The organism is Frankia sp. EI5c (assembly GCF_001636565.1).
Lineage (GTDB): Bacteria > Actinomycetota > Actinomycetes > Frankiales > Frankiaceae > Parafrankia.
In genome coordinates this window covers 352,824-371,445 of the sequence record NZ_LRTK01000005.1, presented here as the reverse complement: position 1 = coordinate 371,445, position 18,622 = coordinate 352,824, and the positions used below count along the sequence as shown (strand labels likewise).

Below are 18,622 nucleotides of genomic sequence, written 5' to 3'. Positions count from 1 at the left end.
GGGCGCTGTAGGACCAGGACCGGAGGTCCCGATGAACCTGCTCGACCGCACCGTGGCGTTCACCGCCGCCCTGCGCCGCGCGAACGTCCCGGTGAGCACCGCCGAGACGGTGGACGCCGTGCGCGCGGTCGGCGCCGTCGGGTGGGCCGACCGGGAGGCGGTACGGGCCGCGTTCGCCGCCACGATGTGCAAGCGGCCGCTGTACCGGAACGCGTTCGACTCGCTGTTCGACCTCTACTTCCCACCGCGGATCGGTGACGGTGTCACGCTGGCCGACTCCGGCGGCGGCTCCGGCTTCCCGCAGCAGTCCGACGGCGTCGACGGCGCCGACGGGGAGGCACCCGAGCTCACGCCCAAGGAGCTCGAGGCGCTGCGCCGCGCCATGCGGGACCAGCTGCGTGACGCCCTGCTCGACGGGGACGACGACAAGCTGCGAGACCTGGCCCGCCGCTCGGTGAGCGCGTTCGGGGCGTCCCAGAACGGCCCGGGCCAACGCAGCTATTTCATCTACCGGGTACTGCGGGCGATGTCGCCGGACACGCTCATCGCCGACCTGCTCGCCTCGATGCTCGGCGAGGAGGAACGCGGCGGGCTCGGCGAGCGGGTCGCCCGCCAGACGATCGCCGATCGGATCAAGGCGTTCGAGGACATGGTGTCCTCCGAGGTGCGGCGGCGGATGGCGGAGGAGCGCGGGATCGAGGCGGTCGAGCGTTCGGCGGTCAAGCCGCTCGCCGATCAGGTCGACTTCCTGCGCGCCTCCCAGCGCGATCTCATCGAGCTGCGCCGTCAGGTCTATCCGCTGGCCNGGAGGCTGGCGACCAGGCTCACCGCGAAGCGGCGGCTCGGCCGGTCCGGCCGGCTGGACTTCCGGCGCACGGTGCGCGCCTCGCTGGCCACCGGCGGCGTGCCGATGGAGACGAAGCACAAGCCGCACAAGCCACACAAGCCGGAACTGGTCGTCCTGTGCGACGTGTCGGGATCGGTGTCCTCCTTCGCGCACTTCACGCTCATGCTCACCCACGCCCTGCGCGAGCAGTTCTCCAAGGTGCGCGCCTTCGCGTTCATCGACACGACCGATGAGGTCACCCGCTTCCTGCGGGGCCTCGACCTGGGCGACATGATGGCCCGGATCGCCTCCGAGGCCGACCTGGTCTGGTTCGACGGCCACAGCGACTACGGCCACGCCATCGACGTGTTCGCCGAGAAGTACCCGGACGCCGTCGGCCCGCGGACGTCCCTGCTGATCCTCGGCGACGCGCGCAACAACTACCGCGCCACCTCGGCCGCGGTTTTCCGCCGACTGTGCGGGCAGGCCCGGCACTCCTACTGGCTGAACCCGGAGCCGCGCAGCTACTGGGGGTCCGGCGACTCGGCCACCGGCGCCTACGCCGACTTCGTCGACGAGATGGTCGAGTGCCGCAACGTCGAGCAGCTCCAGCACTTCATCGAGCGGCTCCTGCCCACCTGATCCGGTAACCGTTCCGGGAGCGTCCCCCGACAGGGCTCCGCGGCAGGGCGGAGAAAGTTCTCTCTCCNGGCGAACCGAGCACGCCCCGGCTGCGTCAAACCCCTCCGACGGCGACGCGGAGTGCGTCTGCCGCCTCATCCACCGGTGACCGGGCGCGGGCTGGCCGCGGGGTCGCCATGGAGGCCAGACGGAGGGGTGCCGCCAGTGGCAACCACGACCACGCCCGCATCGACCACGCCCGCATCGACCACGCCGGCCTCGCCTGGGTCGGCTGGACCGATGGCGCCGCCGCCGCACAGCGGCGCGATCGGCCCAGGGCCGAGACCTTCGGGGCCGGCAGCCGCGGCGCCCTGGGGGAGCGGACCGGCCCCGGCGGCGCGACCTGGTCCGGAGCACCGCCCGGCAGGGGCGGGGGTGAACAGCCGTCCGGCCTGGGCGGCTCCGGACCGCCGGGCTGCCCGGACCGCCTGGGCTGAGGGCCTGCCTTCCGGCCGTCGCCGGCTGCTCCTGCTCGGCGGCGTGATCATGTTGGCGGTACTGGTCGGCGGCGCTGCCCTCGGCCTCCTCGGGGAGGCACTGGACGACAACGCGTCCGACGCCGGGGCCACCGCGTCCGCTCCGGCTGCCATCCCCGTCGACCCCGTCGACCCCGTCGACCCCGCGGACTCCGGGAGCTCGACCGGATCGAGGGGTACGGACAGCTCCACCGCCGAGTCGGCCGCCGCGGCGCCGCCGTCGGACATGCGGGTCCTCCCTGACAGCTCCCGTAGCGGTGTCGTCGCGCCGGGCCGGGAATCGTCCGGGACGAGTGTGCCGTCGGGCCCCGGTGGCCAGGCGGCGCGGCCCGACGGCGTGCAGCCCCGCATCGTCCGCGACGGTACGACCGCCCTGAGCGTGCCGGCGGGTGAGGTGGACAAGGCCGTCCAGGCGCTGTCGGCGAAGGCGGACAGCCTGCGGGGGTATGTCGAGTCCAGCGAGGTCAGCGGAACTCCGTCCACCACGGACGACGCCCATCAGTACGCCACGGTGACCCTCCGGGTGCCCACGGCGTCGTTCGACGCGCTGCGCACCGGTCTGGATCAGCTCGGCACCGTGTCATCGTCCACGACGTCCTCGCGGGATGTCACCGGTGAGTACGTCGACCTGGAGGCGCGCAAGCGCGCGCTGGAGTCGTCCCGCGGCGCCTACCTGACGCTGCTGTCGAAGGCGACCACGGTGGGGGAGACCCTCTCGGTGCAGCAGGCGATCGACGGGGTGCAGATCCAGATCGAGCAGATCGAGGGCCAGCGCATGGTGCTCGCCGACGCCAGCGATCTCGCCACCCTGACCGTGCGCGTCACCGAGGCCGGTGCGCAGCCGAAACCCGAGCCGGGTGACGACCCCTCCGGGCTGGCGGAGGCGGCGCGGAAGTCCTGGCACCGATTCGTCAACGGCATCGAGGGCCTCGTCGCGCTGCTCGGCCCGCTGGCGCTGCTCGGTCTCGTCGCGGGTGCCGGCTATGTGATCTTCAGAATCGTCCGTCGGCTGCGCCGCGGCACCACGGCCGCCTCGCCGGCCGCGTCACCGGCACCGCCGGCCGTGTCACCGAGCGCGTCGCCGGCCCCGCCGGAGGGGCCGGCAGCCGGGTCCGGTTCGTAGCCAGATGTGAAGGACGTGCCCTGCCCCGTGCGGCCTACCCGCGGGCCAGGGCGGCGTCCACGATGCTCTGGGCCTCGGTCAACACGGCAGTGAGGTGCTCGGGGCCGCGGAAGCTCTCCGCGTAGATCTTGTAGACGTCCTCGGTCCCGGACGGGCGCGCGGCGAACCAGGCATCCGCCGTCGCGACCTTCACGCCCCCGATCGCCGCCCCGTTGCCCGGCGCGGACGACATCGCGGCCGTGACCGCGCCGCCGGCCAGCGTCGTCGCGCCGAGACCCTGCGGGGTCAGGGCCGAGAGGACCTTCTTCTGGGCCGGCGTGGCCGGGGCGTCGACGCGCCGGTAGGCCGGGGCGCCGAAGCGTTCCGTCAGCTCGGCGTAGAGCCGCCCAGGGTCCCGGCCCGTCACGGCGGTCATCTCGGCGGCGAGCAGGCAGGCGATGATGCCGTCCTTGTCCGTCGTCCACACCCCGCCGGAACGGCGCAGGAAGGAGGCGCCCGCGCTTTCCTCGCCGCCGAAGCCGAGCGAGCTGTCCGCGAGCCCGTCGACGAACCACTTGAACCCGACCGGAACCTCGTACAGCCGGCGCCCGAGATCGGCCGCGACCCGGTCGATCATTCCCGAGCTCACCAGCGTCTTGCCGACCGCGGCCGCGGCGGGCCAGTCCGGCCGGTGCGCGAACAGGTAGGCGATCGCGGCCGCGAGGTAGTGGTTCGGGTTGAGCAGGCCGGCGCCGGGGGTGACGATGCCGTGCCGGTCGGCGTCCGCGTCGTTCGCGAGGGCCACGTCGAAGGAACCGGCCAGCCGCAGCAGCGAAGCCATCGCGTAGGGCGAGGACGGGTCCATTCGGATCTTGCCGTCCCAGTCCANGGTCATGAAGCCGAACGTCGGGTCGACCGAGGTGTTGACCACCTCGATGTCCAGTTTGTGCCGTTCCGCGATCTCCTGCCAGTAGCGGACGCTCGCGCCGCCGAGCGGGTCGACCCCGATGCGGACCCCGGCCGCGCGAATCGCGTCGAGGTCGACGACGTTCGGCAGGTCCGCGACGTAGGCGCCGACGAAGTCGTGCACGGTGGCCGCCGCCAGCGCCTCGCGGTGGGGAACCCGGGCGACCCCGGCCAGGCCTGCCGCCAGCAGTGCGTTCGCCCGGGCCTGGATGGCGCCGGTGGCCGCGGTGTCGGCGGGCCCGCCGTGCGGCGGGTTGTACTTGAAACCCCCGTCGGCCGGCGGGTTGTGCGACGGGGTCACGACGATGCCGTCCGCCAGGCCGCCCGCCAGCCCGCCCGACCCGCCCGCCCGACCCGCCCCGCCGGTGCCGCTCCCGCCGCCGCGGCGGTTGTGGGCGAGGATGGCGTGCGAGATCACCGGGGTCGGTGTGGCTTCACCCGTGGGGGCGATGCGTACGTCCACCCCGTTCGCGACCAGCACCTCCAGCGCGCTCGCCAGCGCCGGCGCGGAGAGCGCGTGCGTGTCGACCCCGATGAACAGCGGGCCGTTCGTCCCCGCGGCCGACCGGTACTCGCAGATCGCCTGGGTGGTGGCCAGGATGTGATCCGCGTTGAAGGAGGCGCGCAGTGCGCTGCCGCGGTGCCCGGAGGTGCCGAAGGCCACCCGCTGGGCCGGGTCCGCCGGGTCGGGATGCACCTCGTGGTAGGCGGTGAGCAGCGCGGCCGGGTCGATGAGCTCGTCGGGAGCGGCGGGTTGCCCCGCGCGCGGGCTGTTCGGCATGGGCGGGCTCCATGGGACGGTGATCGGCTCCCCGGCCAGCCTAGTACCGGCGCCCGCCATGGTCCGTCCCGCGGACGGCGTCCGTCCGCGGGACGGCGTCCCGGAGTGACGCAGGCCATTGCGCCGGCGGTGCGGATGACCGGGCATGTGACTTGGCAACGGGGTTAGGGTCCCCACGTGCGACTGGGCGTGATGGGCGGGACGTTCGATCCAGTGCACAACGGGCACCTTGTCGCGGCCAGCGAGGTCGCGGCGCTGTTCGATCTGGACGAGGTGGTCTTCGTCCCGAGCGGGCGGCCGTGGCAGAAGGCCGACCGGGAGGTCTCGGCCGCCGAGGACCGCTATCTGATGACCTTCCTCGCGACGGCGGAGAACCCGCAGTTCACCGTCAGCCGCATCGACATCGAGCGCAGCGGCCCGACCTACACCATCGACACGCTGCGCCACCTGCGCCGGCTGCGCCCGGACGCCGAGCTGTTCTTCATCACCGGCGCCGACGCCCTCGCGCAGATCCTCACCTGGCGTGATCACACCGAGCTGTTCGGCCTCGCCCACTTCATCGGGGTGACCCGGCCGGGCTACCACCTGCGCCGTCATGCCAGCCTGCCCGACGAGTCGGTCAGCCTCCTGGAGGTGCCGGCACTGGCGATCTCCTCGTCCGACATCCGGCAGCGGGTCGCCCGGGCGGCGCCGATCTGGTATCTGACCCCGGACGGTGTCGTCCGTTACATCGTGAAGCGGGGGCTGTACGACCCGGGCTCCGTCCCCTCGGCGTTCACCGCGGGCGCCAGGAGGCCGGGAACCGGGGAACATTCGGCCTGATGACCGCAAACGCGGTCGCCGATTCGCGTCAGGCTGTGTCACGCTGGACGTGGTCACCCGAACCGCGGGTGGCCGGCGCACCCCCGCGGGGTGTCCCGCCCGGCGATGTCGAGGCCGGCGGGGCGGATCCGCGGTCGCGCGGACGTGGACCCCGCAGGAGACCGAAAAGCGTGACCGCTTCCCCCCGAGCCACCGAGCTCGCCCTCACCGCCGCCCAGGCCGCTGCCGACAAGATCGGGCAGGACATTCTCGTCCTCGACGTCAGCGAGCGACTCACGATCACCGACTGTTTCGTCATCGCGTCGGCCGACAACGAGCGGCAGGTCAAGGGGATCGTCGACGAGATCGAGGAGCGGCTGCGGGCACTGGGCGCGAAGCCGCTGCGCCGCGAGGGCGAGCGGGACGGCCGCTGGGTCCTGCTCGACTTCGCCGACATCGTCGTGCACGTCCAGCGGGCGGAGGAGCGCACCTACTACAGCCTGGAGCGGCTGTGGAAGGACTGCCCGGTCATCCCGTTCACCGACGCGGACGCCGCCGCCGTCGCGGACGCCGCTGTCGGGGTCGGCGCGGCGCAGCCGCGGTGAGGCTGCTTCTCTGGCGGCACGGGCGGACGTCCTGGAACGACAGGGGCCGCTTCCAGGGGCATGCGGACCCGCCCCTCGACGACACGGGGCGCCGGCAGGCGGCGACAGTCGGCCCGGTGATCGCGGCGTTGCGGCCGGAGCTTGTGGTCTCCTCGGATCTGGTGCGATGCCGGGAGACCGCTGCCAGCATCGGGTTGCCCGTGCGCGCCGACGCCCGGCTGCGGGAGATCGACCTGGGTGGGTGGTCCGGTCTCACCGGGTCTGAGGCCGCCGCCCGGTTCCCCGAGGAGGACGCCGCCTGGCGCCGCGGCGAGGACGTCCGCCGCGGCGGTGGCGAGACGTACGGGGAGGTCGCCGAGCGGGCCTTCGCCGTCCTTGACGAGATCATTGCCGAGGGGCTGCCGGTCTACCCTTCCGGGCTCGTGGTCTTCGTGCTGCACGGCGGTACGGCGCGCGCGCTCATCGGGCGGGCGCTGGGTGTCCCGCCGGCGAACTGGTGGGTGTTCGGCCCGCTGGGCAACTGCCGGTGGTCCCTGCTCCGTCGGGAGCACGGCGGTTTCCGCCTGTCGGAACACAACGGCGGCCCCCTCGCCACGGCCGTCCCGGTGCCTGATAAGGTCGTCAGCATCGGGTCGGGGGGCACTGCTCCTCTCCCGCCCGCGGAGGCGATCCTGCCGACGCAGGAGGGGCCGACAGCAGGTGATACGGAACCTGTAGACTTGCGAGCGCAGCCGGCGAGTGGCTGAACAAGCAAGAGCGGATTCCGGTAAGCTAAGATAGAAGCAACGCAAACTTAATACGGGGCTGTGGCGCAGTCTGGTAGCGCATCACACTGGCAGTGTGAGGGTCAGGGGTTCGAATCCCCTCAGCTCCACCCAATTTTCGAGAGTTCCGGCGGCATGGCATAGCCAGCCACGGATGAGCAGCGCGGTGTTCTTTCAGCGGCTGCCGGCTATGAATCTGGATGTTCATTTGGTCGCGGCTGTCCCGGCTGGCTCGTAGCGGCGCCCACGGGCGTCGTCATCCGAATGGCCTCGAGGGGCGTCACCGTATCGGAACCCGCCGCCAGAGGGCTTGCTCCGGCGTGCGGCCATGCGGCCGCATGGCCGCGCCGTCGGGTCCGGCTTGGCGAGCGCCGCCGTGGCGAGTTCGCGCCTGCCTCAGCCGTCTTCCGGAAACACTGCGAGGTTTTCCAGGAGTTCGGGCGTCCTGTCGGTTTGTCGGGTATCCGACAGGTGGAAACGCCTTGGTTCTACAGCGGAGTGGCAGTCGGCGTGGCGCCAGGGGCCATCTCTGAATACGCTGTCAAGACCAACCGGCCGCGGCCGGTGACGGCACGCGGGGCTGTGTACTCGCGTCGCCGAAGGTTATGGCCAGGCCCCAGTCGGGGACGTTTCCCGGGTACCGGGCGGGATGCCGGGTGCAGACCACTCGAGGCTGTCGTGTATACGTCACCCGCCGGTTGGCCGTGGTGGCCTTCAGTCGGATTCCTTCGGCTTCTGCCCAGGTCCCGGCCCTTCTAATGGCACCGCTGCTCCAGCGGTGGCGGAGCAGCGGTCGGATGCGCCGCTCATCGCAGATGCACGTGCGTTCTCGCTTTCGGTCACGCTGCGTTCTCATAATTCGTTGCGTACACAAAGAGGCTCACTCGTCTCCGAGGGCCTGCCCGGCCATTCCCCGCTGTCCGCAGTCCACGGCGTGCCGGGTCTGGAAGCCCATAGTACGGAGCTCCGACGTCGCCCCAGCACGTCACGGCCTGTCCTCGATTGTGTGATCGTCGCCGGCGTTCCGGGTGCGCCGCTCTCGGTGGCGGAGGTTTCCCGCACGATACGGAGAGTTAATAGCAGGCGGTCCGGGAGGCGGCGCCGTGACCCGTTCGGCAGGCCCGCGGTTCAGCTCAATGCCGCTGATCCGCCGTTGCGTCACCAAGGGGTGCTTGGTACTGTGGCGGCGCGGATGGCGGAAATCTTCGCTTTTGCCGGGCCAGGCCCGGGCGGGCCGGTGTGNAACTCGTCCGAGTCGCAACAAACAATGCAGATCTGCCGTGAAGGCCTGCCCGTCATCCCTGTGCTGAAGACTTGTGCGCTCAATCATCGTCCTTTTACGTTCGCCGGTGTTGTTTCTGCTGGCCGTGAATCGGGACACGGGTGTCAGGAGGGCTGCCGAATTGCATGCGTACATGAACAGGCGTATGGCGCTGAAAGCCGCTGGTCTGGGCACGGTTGGATTTGCGGTCGGCGCCGGCGCGTTCGGAGGTGCCGCGTCTGCCGCCGGACCGGCGTCGGCCGGAGAACTGGCGAGGGTACTCGGGTCGAAGGTCCTGTTGCCNGGAGACCCGGGCTATGATGCCGAGCGCGCTGCCTTCAACACCTTCATCCAGCATCACCCCAGGGCCATTGTCCTCGCGGAGAACGCGCGGGACGCCGCGGTCGCCGTTCGGATCGGTGCCGGGCTGGGCCTGCCCATCGCGGTGCAGGCGACCGGGCACGGTATCGGCGTCCCCGCCGACGGGGCGTTGCTGATCAACCTTCGGAAGCTGACCGGCGTCACCGTCGATCAGCGTCGGCGGACCGCGCGGATCAACGGTGGCGTGCCCTGGCGGGACGTGCTGACGGCGGCGGCCCCGCTCGGCCTGCTCCCGCCGGTCGGCTCGACCTCGCACGTGGGCGCCACCGGCTACACGACCGGCGGCGGGGTGCCGATCCTCGGTCGGACCAGCGGGTACGCGGCGGACCAGGTGCGCTCGATCGAGCTGGTCACCCCGGACGGCAGGCCGCGTTCCCTCTCCCCGGACCATGAACCAGACCTGTTCTGGGCGGTCCGCGGCGGCAAGAGCAACTTCGGGGTCGTGACCTCGTTCGAGATCGGCCTGCTGCCTGTCGCCACGGTGTACGGCGGCAGCCTGGCCTTCCCCGCCGAGTCGGTCGAGCGCGCCTACCAGGCCTACGCCGCCTGGACGTCGACGGTCTCCGACCGGATGACCTCGGTGGCCACCTTCCTCCGCTACCCCGACCTGCCGCAGATCCCGCCGGACCGGCGCGGCAGGCTGTGGCTGCTGATCGAGATCGTGTATGTCGGTTCCGAGACGGACGGCGCCGCCGAGCTCGGTCCGCTGAGGGCGCTGGGCCCGACCACCGACACCGTCGCTCCCGTCCCGGCGGCACAGCTCGACACCGTCTTCAACGTGCCGACGACGCCCGGGATCACGGTCTCCGCGACCGGGCTCATCAGGAGTCTGGACGCTGGCGGCGTCGCCTCGGTGCTGCGGGCGGTCGGTCCCGGTGTCGTGCTGCCCGCGGGGTTCGTCGAGATCCGGCACCTGGGCGGCGGATTCGGGCGCAGACCGCGGACACCCAGCGCGATCGGGCACCGGGACGCGGGTTTCCTGGTGTTTCTCAGCAACACCGTGCCCGATCCGGCGCTCGTCGAACCGGTCGTGCAGCGTCAGCAGGCGCTGCTGACCGAGCTCGGCCCGTTGCTCACCGGGGGGCGGGTCCCGAGTTTTCTGGGTCCCTTCGAGACCAGCGCGCAGGCCGTGCGCAGCGCGTACGACCCGGCGGACTGGACCCGCCTGCTCGCTCTCAAGCGCAGGCACGACCCGGACAACCTGTTCCGGATCAACCACAACATCCGCTGACGGACGGCCGCTGGCCGCCGCCCTGTCTCCCGCGGCCCAGGCAGCCCTCCCTTGGTGCGAAAGAGCAGTACCGGAAAGCCGCTCCTCCCAGCACTACGGAGATCAATTATGATGGGGAACCAGTTGCGGATCAGGCTACTGGGCCCACTCGAAGTGAGTTACGTTCCGACGATGGCCGGTGAGCTGAACCTCAGGGTGACCGCGACCAAACTCAGGCAGGTGCTGGCGATGCTGGCGGTCAACGCCAACGCGACGGTGAGCACCGAACAACTCATCGACGAGCTCTGGCCCTACGGCCCGCCCAGCACCGTGAAGACAATCGTCCAGACGTACGTCTACCAGCTCCGCAAGATCTTCGCTGACAATGTGCCCCGCCCGCGGGTGACGGACGTTCTCGTCACCCGGCCCGGCGGCTATGCCATGGCGGTACCGCGGGAGAACATCGACATCTTCCTGTTCCAGAACCTCGTGCAGTGCGGCCGGGACGCACTGGGGGCGGGTCGGGCCGCCGCCGCCGCCGACCTGCTGCGCGCCGCCCTGGATGAATGGCGCGGCCCGGTCCCGGGTGACATCTCCGCCGGCCCGTACCTGCGCGGGCTCTACGTTTACCTGGAGGAGCAGCGGCTGGAAGCCGTGTCGCTGCGCATCGAGGCCGACCTCGCGAACAACCGGCATCGGGAGATCGTCGGCGAGCTGCGGTCGCTGGTGGCAAAGCACCACCTGCACGAATGGTTCCACATCCGGTTGATGCAGGCACTGCACCGTTCGGGCCGCCGCGGTGAGGCACTCGCCGCCTATCGGCGGCTGCGGTGCATTCTCGACGACGAGCTCGGCCTGGAGCCGTCACCGGAGGCACAGCGACTCCAACAGGAGATCCTCGTCAGCCACTGAAAGGCGGCCTCGACACCCGTCGGCGCGGCGTCACGGCACCCGTCGAGCGCCGGTATAGCGCGGATGGAGCGCGGGTGGAGCGCGGTTCGAGTGGGCGTAGAGGGCCACCCACTAGCTTTTTCGACAACGCGGATCAGGCCGGTAGATCCTGATCGGTGCTGTGTGGAAGCAGTGGGAGGAAGGTCGTTCGAATGAATGGCATCGAGACTTTCGGTGGAACCTCGTGANCNGTCGCGTCGTCATCACCGGAATGGGGGTCCGGGCACCCGGGGCGCCGGGCAGGGAGCCGTTCTGGGAGCTGTTGTCCGCGGGCCGGACGGCGACCCGGCGGATTTCCTTCTTCGACCCCTCGCCCTACCGGTCCCAGGTAGCGGCGGAGGTGGATTTCGATGCCGCGGCGGAAGGGCTGAGCCCGCGGGAGATCCGCCGGATGGACCGGGCGACCCAGTTCGCGGTGGTCTGTGCCCGGGAGGCGGTGGCGGACAGCGGCATCAGCGCGGAAACCGTCCCGCCGCACCGGATCGGGGTGAGCTTCGGCAGCGCCGTCGCGGCCGCGACCAGCCTCGAACGGGAGTACCTGGTGCTGTCCGACTCGGGCCGGCGTTGGGAGATGTCGCCGGATCACCTCTCGCCCCACATGTTCGACCACATGGTGCCGAGCGTGATGCCGGCGGAGGTCGCCTGGGCAGTCGGCGCGGAGGGCCCGGTCGCCATGATCTCGGACGGCTGTACCTCCGGCCTGGATTCGGTGGGCCACGCGGTCGCGCTGATCCGTGAGAACAGCGCCGACGTCATGATCGCGGGCGCGTCGGACACCCCGATCACGCCGATCGTCGTGGCCTGCTTCGACGCGATCAGGGCGACCACGACCTACAACGACGATCCCGCGCACGCCTCCCGGCCCTTCGACGCCACCCGCAACGGCTTCGTTCTCGCCGAGGGCGCCGCCATGTTCGTGCTGGAGGAGCGGACCGCCGCCGAGCGGCGCGGCGCCCGCATCTACGCGGAGGTCGGCGGGTTCGCGACCCGGTGCAACGCGCACCACATGACCGGCCTCAGGGCCGACGGGAGGGAACTGGCCGAGGCGATCCGGGCCGCTCTCGACCAGGCCCGGCTGGACCCCGGCCGGGTGGACTACATCAACGCACACGGTTCGGGAACCAAGCAGAACGACCGGCACGAGACCGCGGCCTTCAAACGAAGCCTCGGCGAGCACGCCTACCGGACCCCGGTCAGCTCGATCAAGTCCATGGTCGGCCACTCGCTTGGCGCCATCGGCTCGGTGGAGATCGCCGCGTCGCTGCTCGCCATGGAGCACCAGACGGTGCCACCGACCGCGAACCTCCAGGTGACGGACCCCGAATGTGATCTGGACTATGTGCCGAAAGAGGCCCGGGAGCACCCGACGGACACCGTATTGACCGTGGGCAGCGGCTTCGGTGGTTTCCAGAGCGCCATGGTCCTGACCCGGCCGAGGAAGGCCGCCGCATGACCGGCGGCGCCGTGATCACCGGGCTGGGAGTCATCGCGCCGAACGCGGTGGGCGTGGCGGACTACTGGGAGGCCACAGTCGACGGACGGAACGGCATCGAAGAACTCGACAGGTTCGACACCTCGGGCTACCCGGCACGGCTCGCCGGCCTGGTGGACGGCTTCGATCCGGCCGATCACCTGCCCAGCAGGCTGCTGGCGCAGACGGATATCTCGACCCGGTTCGCGCTCGCCGCCGCTCGCTTCGCGCTCGACGACGCGGGGGTCGACCCGGCCAGGATGACCGACTACGACATGGGGGTCGTCACCGCGAACGCCTGCGGCGGCTTCGAGTTCACCCACCGCGAGTTCCGGAAACTGTGGTCGCAGGGGCCGGAGCACGTCAGCGTGTATGAGTCCTTCGCCTGGTTCTACGCGGTCAACACCGGACAGATCTCCATCCGTCATGGCATGCGCGGCCCGTCCTGTGCGCTCGTCGCCGAGCAGGCCGGCGGGCTCGACGCGGTCGGACAAGCCCGGCGCTCGGTCCGGGACGGCCTGCCGCTGGTGGTGACCGGCGGTGTCGATTCGGCGTTCGACCCGTGGGGATGGCTGTCCCATCTGGCGAGCGGCCGGGTCAGCCGCGACCGCTCCGCCTGCCGGGCCTACCGGCCCTTCGACCAGCACGCGGCCGGTTACCTGCCGGGCGAGGGGGGTGCCATGTGCGTGCTGGAGGACGCGGCGGCGGCACAGGCCCGGGGCGCCCGCGTCTACGGCCAGGTCGCCGGGTACGCCGCCACTTTCGACCCCGCGCCGGACACCGGACGTCCGCCGGCCCTGGGGCGGGCCGTCGAACTCGCTCTGGCGGACGCCGGCATCGCACCCGGCGAGGTCGACGTCGTGTTCGCCGACGCGGCGGGGGTGCCCGAGCTCGACCGGGCCGAGGCCGCCGCGTTGCGACGCGTCTTCGGTGCCCGCGGAGTGCCGGTGACCGCTCCGAAGGCGCTGACCGGGCGGCTGTTCTCCGGCGGCGNGGTGCTCGACGTCGTCGCCGCGCTGCTGTGCATCCGCCAGAACCTGATTCCGTCGACCTTCGGCACCGAGTCGGTGCCGGCCGAGTACGGCCTCGACCTGGTGCTCGGTGAGCCCCGCCCGGCGCGGGTGGACACCGCCCTCGTCGTCGCCCGCGGCCGCTGGGGCTTCAACGCGGCCCTCGTCATCCGTGACTTCCAGAACGGGAGCTGACCATGAACACGACGATGACCATCGACGAGCTGCGCGAGATCCTGGTGGCCTGCGCCGGCGGTGGTGACGACGAGGACGGCCTCCGCGGCGACATCTCGGACGTCACCTTCGAGGAGCTCGGGTACGACTCACTGGCCCTGATCGAGACGGCGGCCCGGCTGCGGCTGGACCACGACGTGGTCGTTCCCGACGAGGAGATCGCCCAGCTGCGCACACCGCGGGATCTCCTCGACCGGATCAACAGTCAGATCGGGGTCTAGCCATGGCCAGGACCCTGACCCATCGCCAGGTGGTGGCGGCGCCGGCCGACGAGGTGTACCGCCTCCTCGCCGACGTGACCGTGTGGCCGGTCGTGTTCGGCCCGAGCGTGCACGCCCGGCACTTCCACCGGACCGCGCGGGACGAACGCTTCCAGCTCTGGGCACTGGTGGCGGGCCGTGTCAGTACCTGGGTCTCCCGGCGGGAGCTCGACCCGGCCGGGCGCCGCATCACCTTCCGGCAGGAGCGGAGCGAGCCACCGGTGGCCGGTATGGCCGGCAGCTGGTCGCTGCGTCCGGTGGGCGCCGACCGCACCGAAGTCAGGTTGGACCACACGTTCTCCGTCACGGATGCCGCGACCCTGGAAACGATCAGTGCCGCGGTGGACCGCAACAGCACCGAGGAGCTGGCCGCGCTCGGCCGGTTCGCCGAGCTTGGTCATCCGGTCGACCAGCTGGTGGACAGCTTCTCCGACNCCGTCGTCCTCGACCGCCGGCTCGCGGACGTCTACGACTTCGTCTACCGGGGCGACCTCTGGGCCGAGCGGCTGCCGCACGTCGCCCGGGCCGAGATGACCGAGGAGGAGCCGGGCATCCAGCATCTGGAGATGGACACGGTCACCGCCGACGGGGCCGCGCACACCACCCGCTCGGTCCGGGTCTGCCAGCAGAACCGGAGCATCGCCTACAAGCAGCTCCTGCCACCCCGCATGCTGCTCGGTCACAGCGGCGAGTGGACGTTCACGCAGCGCGGGGACGGGGTCGAGGTGACAGCGACCCACACCGTCGCGATCGACCCGGGTGCCGCCAGGGAGGTGTTGGGGGAGTCCAGCACGCCGGCCGACGCGCGTGCCCACCTGCGCCGGGCGCTGGGGGGTAACGGGCGGGCCACCCTGGCCCAGGCCGGCAGGTTCGTCGGCTCGCGGAACGCCTCGGGCGGGTAGCGCATCCGGTGGCCGAGATGGTCACCCACGACCTGCCGCGCAGCGCGTGGGGCCGGCCGTCCGAGTGCGGCCGGCCGGCCCCACGCCCGGTCAGACGCGCCGCCAGGTCATCACCACGTGCCGCGTCGTTCCGTCGAGGTGCCTGCGCAGGGTCAGGAGACCGTCGCTCAGGCTGGCCTCTCGGACCTGCCGGGTGTTGACGACCCGGGGATGCGAGCCGATGAGGACCTGGTGGACCACCTCGCGGCCGCGAACCAGCCACTGGCCCGAGTATCCGAGGTAGTCGTCGGTCGACCCCAGATAGCTGGCTGGCGGGGAGCCGGAACGGGCTGGGCCGGCGGCGGGACCGGTTCGCATCATGCTGGCCGCCATGAAGCCGTCCGGGCCGTAGATCAGTATCCCGTCCGCTCCGTCACCGAGCGGGCCCTCGCTGGTGGAGCCGTCGTCGTCGAGATAGAAGTGGGCGATGAGTCGCCAGCTGCCGACGAGGTCCTTTTCCGCGAGCATGTGTGCTCCTGACATGCCGAATCCGATGCGGACGGGGCCCGGTAGGCCGGACTTTCTCAGTAGTTACCGAGCCCGCCGCAGACGTTGAGCGCCTGCGCCGTCACCGCCGCGGCACCCGGGGAGATCAGGTACTGAACCATGGCCGCAACCTCGGACGGCTCGACGTACCGGCCGATGGGAACGCGCGCGGTGATGCGTGAGTGGGTCTCATCGACGTCGACTCCCCACAGTGCGGAGTAGTGCTCACGCACCTGCTCGGCCATGGGCGTCTCCACGAAACCGGGGCACACCGCGTTGACGGTGATCCCCGTTTTGGCGAGTTCCAGGCCCAGCGCCTTCGTGAAGCCCACGACGCCGTGCTTGGAGGCGGAGTACGGCGAGGCGTGCACGACTCCCTGCTTCCCGCCGGTGGAGGCGATGTTGATGATCCGTCCGCGGGCCCGCTCGGCCATGCCGCCGGTGGTGAGGACCTCCTTGGTGACGCGGAAGACGCTGGTCAAATTCGTGTCGATGACCTCGCACCACAGGTCGTCGGTAATGGCGACCGTCTCGCCGCCACCCGGGCGGCCGGCGTTGTTCACCAGGATGTCGACGGGGCCGAACCGGTCGACGGCGCGCCGGACGAACTCCCGGATCTCCTCCGGGGAACGGACGTCGCAGCTGTGACCGTCAACAGTGAGGCCCTGGTCCTGAAGATCCTTGACGGTCGCCGCCAGGACGTCGGCCCGCCGTGCGCACAGGAACACCGCGATGTCGTTCCGGGCCAGGGCCGCGGCGATCTCCAGGCCGATGCCGCTGGTGGCGCCGGTAACGAGTGCGACCTGCTGGGTTTCGGTCATGATGGTCAATGTCCCATCTGTCGAAGCCGATCAGAAATCGACTGGTCGGGCAGGGTGGACCTCTTGTCGGGCACGGTGCCAGGGCTTCCTAGAGATCGACTCAAGGCCCGTTGGTGGTGGTGCGCGGGATCCCGGAAAGGGAATTCTCCCGAGATGGTCAGGCGTGGCATCGGGGAATTCCCCCGTGCAGCTCCACCATGGCGGCGAAAAGATCGTTGACGGCGGAGAGGCCTTCGTGTTCCTCACCGCGGAACTCGTGGTAGGCGCGATACAGATTCGGTGCCAGCCGCTCGCTGTCCAGCAGGCCCTTGAACTCGCCGAGGTCGGCGTCCCGAGCGGCCTGCAGCGGCGGCACCCCCTCGGCCAGGCCCGCCCGCGCCAGGTCGGCGAGCCAGGTCAGGTACCGCTCGCTGGCGTCGAGAAGCTCCGGCCCGCCGACCGGTCCGTGACCCGGGACGATCGTCGCCGCGTCGAACTCGCGCAGGCGGGTCAGTGCGTCCCGCAGGCCACCGACTGATCCGGTCAGGACGAACGGCGTCACTCCCGACATGACCAGATCGCCCGCGAACAGCACCCGCTGGCGGGGCAGCCAGGCGACCGTGTCGCAGCCACTGTGGGCCGGGCCGAACGAGTGCAGTTCGACGTCGTGCTCGCCGACGCGCAGGTTCACCGGCCCGCTGAAGGTCAGCTCCGGGAGGACCAGCTCGATGTCACCCCAGGTGACCTGGGGCCACAGCGTGGTCAGGTGCAGGCCGGCCGCCTCCGCCTCCTGTCTGGTCCGCTCGTGCCCGATCACGAGAGCCTCCGGGAAGACGAAGTTCCCGAACGTGTGGTCGCCGTGCGAGTGGGTGTTGACGATCGTTCCCGGCAGGGTGAGGTGCTCGATGAGCCNGCGCAGCAGTCTGGCCCGCGCCTCGGTCGGAGCGGTGTCCACGAGGAGGGACCTGCGCGCCCCCGCCACGAGGCCGGCGTTGTTCAGGCACCAGCCCCCGTTGGGCTGAAGAAACACGTGGACGCCGTCGGCCACCTCTTCGATGCGTGGTTCGCCAGTGAATGTCGGCATACCGCAACCGTCGTGGCTGGCACTCGAGGGCCGCTCTAGGGCCGATGTCGTCAACGGGACGCCCGGTTTCCGGCCCCGCCCGCGGCGCGTGACCCGCGTTTGACCGTGGCTCGAGCGGTCGTCCGCAGAATCGGTTACCGGCAGCCGAGACCTGGGAGAGAACTATGACCAGCGCACCCGTCCGGTTCGACCCGGCCACCGTGTACCCACGGGTCCAGCAGTTCTACGCCGCGCAGATGCAGCGCCTCGACGCCCGGGACCTCACCGGTTATGCGGACACCTTCACGGTGGACGCCGAGTTCGCGCACACGCCGGGGCGGCCGCCGGCGCGCACCCGGGCCGGCATCGTCGCGGATTTGGTGGACTTCCACCGGAAGTTCGAGGACGACCCCATGCAGCGCCGGCACCTGGTCAGCATGATCAATATCAGCCCGCGGGACGGCGGCGGTCTTACGTCGACCGCCTACTGCCTGGTCGTGAAGATCCGGCCGGGCAGCGAGCCGGTTCTCGTGAGCTGCGTGCTGCACGACGTGCTCTTCGAGACCGAGGGTGAACTGCTCACCCACTCCCGCCAGGTCACCTACGACTGAGATCTCCCGGTGCGAATGCCGGTCAGCACAAGCTCGAGGTGACGGCGCCAGTCGGATGTGCGGCTGGGCCGGAAGTACATCGTGGACATGATGCCGCAGGCCAGGACGGGGAAGTCCGCGGCCGTGAGGTCGGGGCGGAGCTGGCCTGCGGCGACCGCCCGGTCGATGATGCGGGCGATGATCTCGGCGAACTGTGCCTTCTGCTGCTCGATGCCCTCCCAGCGCAGGTCGTTGGAGCCGAGCATCGCGAGCTGAAACGCGGCGTCGCCGTCCGCGGCCTCCAGGTAGCTGCGCAGGACCGTCTCGAAGGCCACCCCGGGGTCGTCGATGTGCTCGGCCGCGGAGGCCAGGTGCGCCATCTCCTGGAAGCGTTCCCGGACCACCGCGGTGAGCAGGTCGCGCTTACCCGGAAAATGGCGGTACAGCGTGCCCAGCCCGAGCCCGCTGTGCGCGGCGATCTCCTCCATCTGGACGTCGTTGCCGTGGCGGGCGAAAAGCTCGCCGGCGCTGGCGAGAATGCGTTCGCGGTTGCGGCGGGCGTCGGCACGTAGGGGCCGCTCGGTCTCCGGCACGGCGTATCCCCTCCGGCCTGGTGTCTGGGTAACCGGAAGTCTAGTTTCCGGAGCGCCGGCTCCCGGGGCGCGGGAACGCCCGTTCCGGTCTCCCGGCCGACGCCCGTTCCCGCTCCCCGGCCGCTGCTCCCGTGCGGGGCAGGCGGCTCACACCGCCTGAACAACCGCNGTCGACCAGGTGAAACCGGAGCCGCAGCCGAGAACGACGGCGAACTCGCCGGGTTCGAGCATCCGCTGTTCCACGACATCGGCCAGGTTCGCCAGCATGTCTCCGGCCCCGAGGTGACCGGTGCGACCCCGCAGGTGCACCGTCTTGGCGTGAAGCGTGCTGTCGAGTGCGTCCCGGTACATGACGCTGAGCAGCCGCGG

General features: G+C 70.9%; 15 protein-coding genes, 1 tRNA gene and 8 pseudogenes. 17 read left to right on the top strand and 7 right to left on the bottom strand.

Annotation, left to right across the window (positions count from 1 at the left end; all coding sequences use genetic code 11):
• Positions 1–31 precede the first annotated feature (31 nt).
• The 4 genes and pseudogenes from UG55_RS46120 to UG55_RS03220 all read left to right on the top strand — a co-directional run.
• Positions 32–805 (top strand): annotated as a pseudogene (locus tag UG55_RS46120) (hypothetical protein); the annotation flags it as partial.
• Between the two features lies 1 nt (position 806).
• Positions 807–1,468: VWA domain-containing protein (locus tag UG55_RS31820; RefSeq protein ID WP_255360409.1), on the top strand; the 662-nt coding region annotated here is incomplete at its 5' end.
• 176 nt (positions 1,469–1,644) lie between these two features.
• Positions 1,645–1,944, top strand: a complete 300-nt coding sequence (locus tag UG55_RS31815; RefSeq protein WP_066062444.1) for a hypothetical protein — start codon at positions 1,645–1,647, stop codon at positions 1,942–1,944.
• Positions 1,883–3,106 (top strand): DUF4349 domain-containing protein, encoded by a 1,224-nt coding sequence (locus UG55_RS03220; RefSeq protein ID WP_066062441.1) that lies wholly within the window; start codon positions 1,883–1,885, stop codon positions 3,104–3,106. Before UG55_RS31815 ends, UG55_RS03220 begins: the two co-directional genes overlap by 62 nt.
• Positions 3,107–3,140: 34 nt before the next feature.
• On the opposite strand, the pseudogene UG55_RS31810 reads toward UG55_RS03220, so the two are convergent.
• Positions 3,141–3,973, bottom strand: a pseudogene (locus tag UG55_RS31810) (phosphoglucomutase, alpha-D-glucose phosphate-specific); the annotation flags it as partial.
• A gap of 1 nt (position 3,974) precedes the next feature.
• Positions 3,975–4,832: pseudogene (locus UG55_RS31805) on the bottom strand (phosphoglucomutase, alpha-D-glucose phosphate-specific); the annotation flags it as partial.
• Positions 4,833–5,009: 177 nt separating this feature from the next.
• Between UG55_RS31805 and nadD the strand changes: the two are divergent.
• The 12 genes and pseudogenes from nadD to UG55_RS31790 all read left to right on the top strand — a co-directional run.
• On the top strand, positions 5,010–5,654 hold the full coding sequence (gene nadD / locus UG55_RS03210) for a nicotinate-nucleotide adenylyltransferase (protein WP_066062435.1): 645 nt from the start codon (positions 5,010–5,012) through the stop codon (positions 5,652–5,654).
• 170 nt (positions 5,655–5,824) lie between these two features.
• Positions 5,825–6,238, top strand: a complete 414-nt coding sequence (rsfS, locus tag UG55_RS03205; protein WP_066062433.1) for a ribosome silencing factor — start codon at positions 5,825–5,827, stop codon at positions 6,236–6,238.
• Entirely contained in the window at positions 6,235–6,984 is a 750-nt protein-coding gene (locus UG55_RS03200; RefSeq protein ID WP_066062430.1) for a histidine phosphatase family protein, read from the top strand. The genes rsfS and UG55_RS03200 overlap by 4 nt, the downstream gene beginning before the upstream one ends.
• Before the next feature lie 54 nt (positions 6,985–7,038).
• Positions 7,039–7,112 (top strand) — tRNA-Ala (locus UG55_RS03195).
• 1,455 nt (positions 7,113–8,567) lie between these two features.
• Positions 8,568–9,875 (top strand): FAD-binding oxidoreductase (locus UG55_RS03190; protein ID WP_206779341.1); only part of this gene is annotated, 1,308 nt, incomplete at its 5' end.
• A gap of 171 nt (positions 9,876–10,046) precedes the next feature.
• Positions 10,047–10,766 carry an AfsR/SARP family transcriptional regulator gene (locus tag UG55_RS03185; RefSeq protein WP_199865011.1) on the top strand — a complete coding sequence of 240 codons (720 nt, stop codon included), beginning with the start codon at positions 10,047–10,049 and terminating at the stop codon, positions 10,764–10,766.
• 230 nt (positions 10,767–10,996) lie between these two features.
• Positions 10,997–12,258 (top strand): beta-ketoacyl synthase (locus UG55_RS03180; protein ID WP_242423652.1); only part of this gene is annotated, 1,262 nt, incomplete at its 5' end.
• Positions 12,255–13,269 (top strand): annotated as a pseudogene (locus UG55_RS03175) (beta-ketoacyl synthase N-terminal-like domain-containing protein); the annotation flags it as partial. The gene UG55_RS03180 and the pseudogene UG55_RS03175, both read left to right, overlap by 4 nt.
• Position 13,270: 1 nt before the next feature.
• Positions 13,271–13,481: pseudogene (locus tag UG55_RS31800) on the top strand (ketosynthase chain-length factor); the annotation flags it as partial.
• Between the two features lie 2 nt (positions 13,482–13,483).
• Positions 13,484–13,741 carry an acyl carrier protein gene (locus tag UG55_RS03170; RefSeq protein WP_066062425.1) on the top strand — a complete coding sequence of 86 codons (258 nt, stop codon included), beginning with the start codon at positions 13,484–13,486 and terminating at the stop codon, positions 13,739–13,741.
• A gap of 2 nt (positions 13,742–13,743) precedes the next feature.
• Positions 13,744–14,214, top strand: a pseudogene (locus UG55_RS31795) (aromatase/cyclase); the annotation flags it as partial.
• 1 nt (position 14,215) lies between these two features.
• A partial coding sequence (locus UG55_RS31790; protein ID WP_242423651.1) for an aromatase/cyclase occupies positions 14,216–14,682 on the top strand: 467 nt, incomplete at its 5' end.
• 90 nt (positions 14,683–14,772) lie between these two features.
• Here UG55_RS31790 and UG55_RS03160 read toward each other — a convergent pair.
• From UG55_RS03160 to UG55_RS31785, 4 genes and pseudogenes are all read right to left on the bottom strand, one after another.
• Positions 14,773–15,189: a lipocalin-like domain-containing protein gene (locus UG55_RS03160; RefSeq protein ID WP_066062419.1), complete on the bottom strand. Its 417-nt coding sequence runs from the start codon at positions 15,187–15,189 to the stop codon at positions 14,773–14,775.
• A 56-nt stretch (positions 15,190–15,245) separates the two neighbouring features.
• Positions 15,246–16,031: a 3-oxoacyl-ACP reductase FabG gene (gene fabG, locus UG55_RS03155; RefSeq protein WP_066062722.1), complete on the bottom strand. Its 786-nt coding sequence runs from the start codon at positions 16,029–16,031 to the stop codon at positions 15,246–15,248.
• A gap of 154 nt (positions 16,032–16,185) precedes the next feature.
• Positions 16,186–16,919, bottom strand: a pseudogene (locus UG55_RS03150) (MBL fold metallo-hydrolase); the annotation flags it as partial.
• Position 16,920: 1 nt separating this feature from the next.
• Positions 16,921–17,091: pseudogene (locus UG55_RS31785) on the bottom strand (MBL fold metallo-hydrolase); the annotation flags it as partial.
• Between the two features lie 164 nt (positions 17,092–17,255).
• On the opposite strand from UG55_RS31785, the gene UG55_RS03145 reads away from it, so the two are divergent.
• Positions 17,256–17,681 carry a nuclear transport factor 2 family protein gene (locus UG55_RS03145; protein ID WP_066062413.1) on the top strand — a complete coding sequence of 142 codons (426 nt, stop codon included), beginning with the start codon at positions 17,256–17,258 and terminating at the stop codon, positions 17,679–17,681.
• On the opposite strand, the gene UG55_RS03140 is transcribed toward UG55_RS03145, so the two are convergent.
• The gene (locus UG55_RS03140) at positions 17,672–18,253 is read right to left on the bottom strand and encodes a TetR/AcrR family transcriptional regulator (protein ID WP_066062410.1); all 582 of its coding nucleotides are present in this window, start codon (positions 18,251–18,253) and stop codon (positions 17,672–17,674) included. The two genes, UG55_RS03145 and UG55_RS03140, sit on opposite strands and share 10 nt — an antisense overlap.
• Between the last annotated feature and the right edge of the window lie 369 nt (positions 18,254–18,622).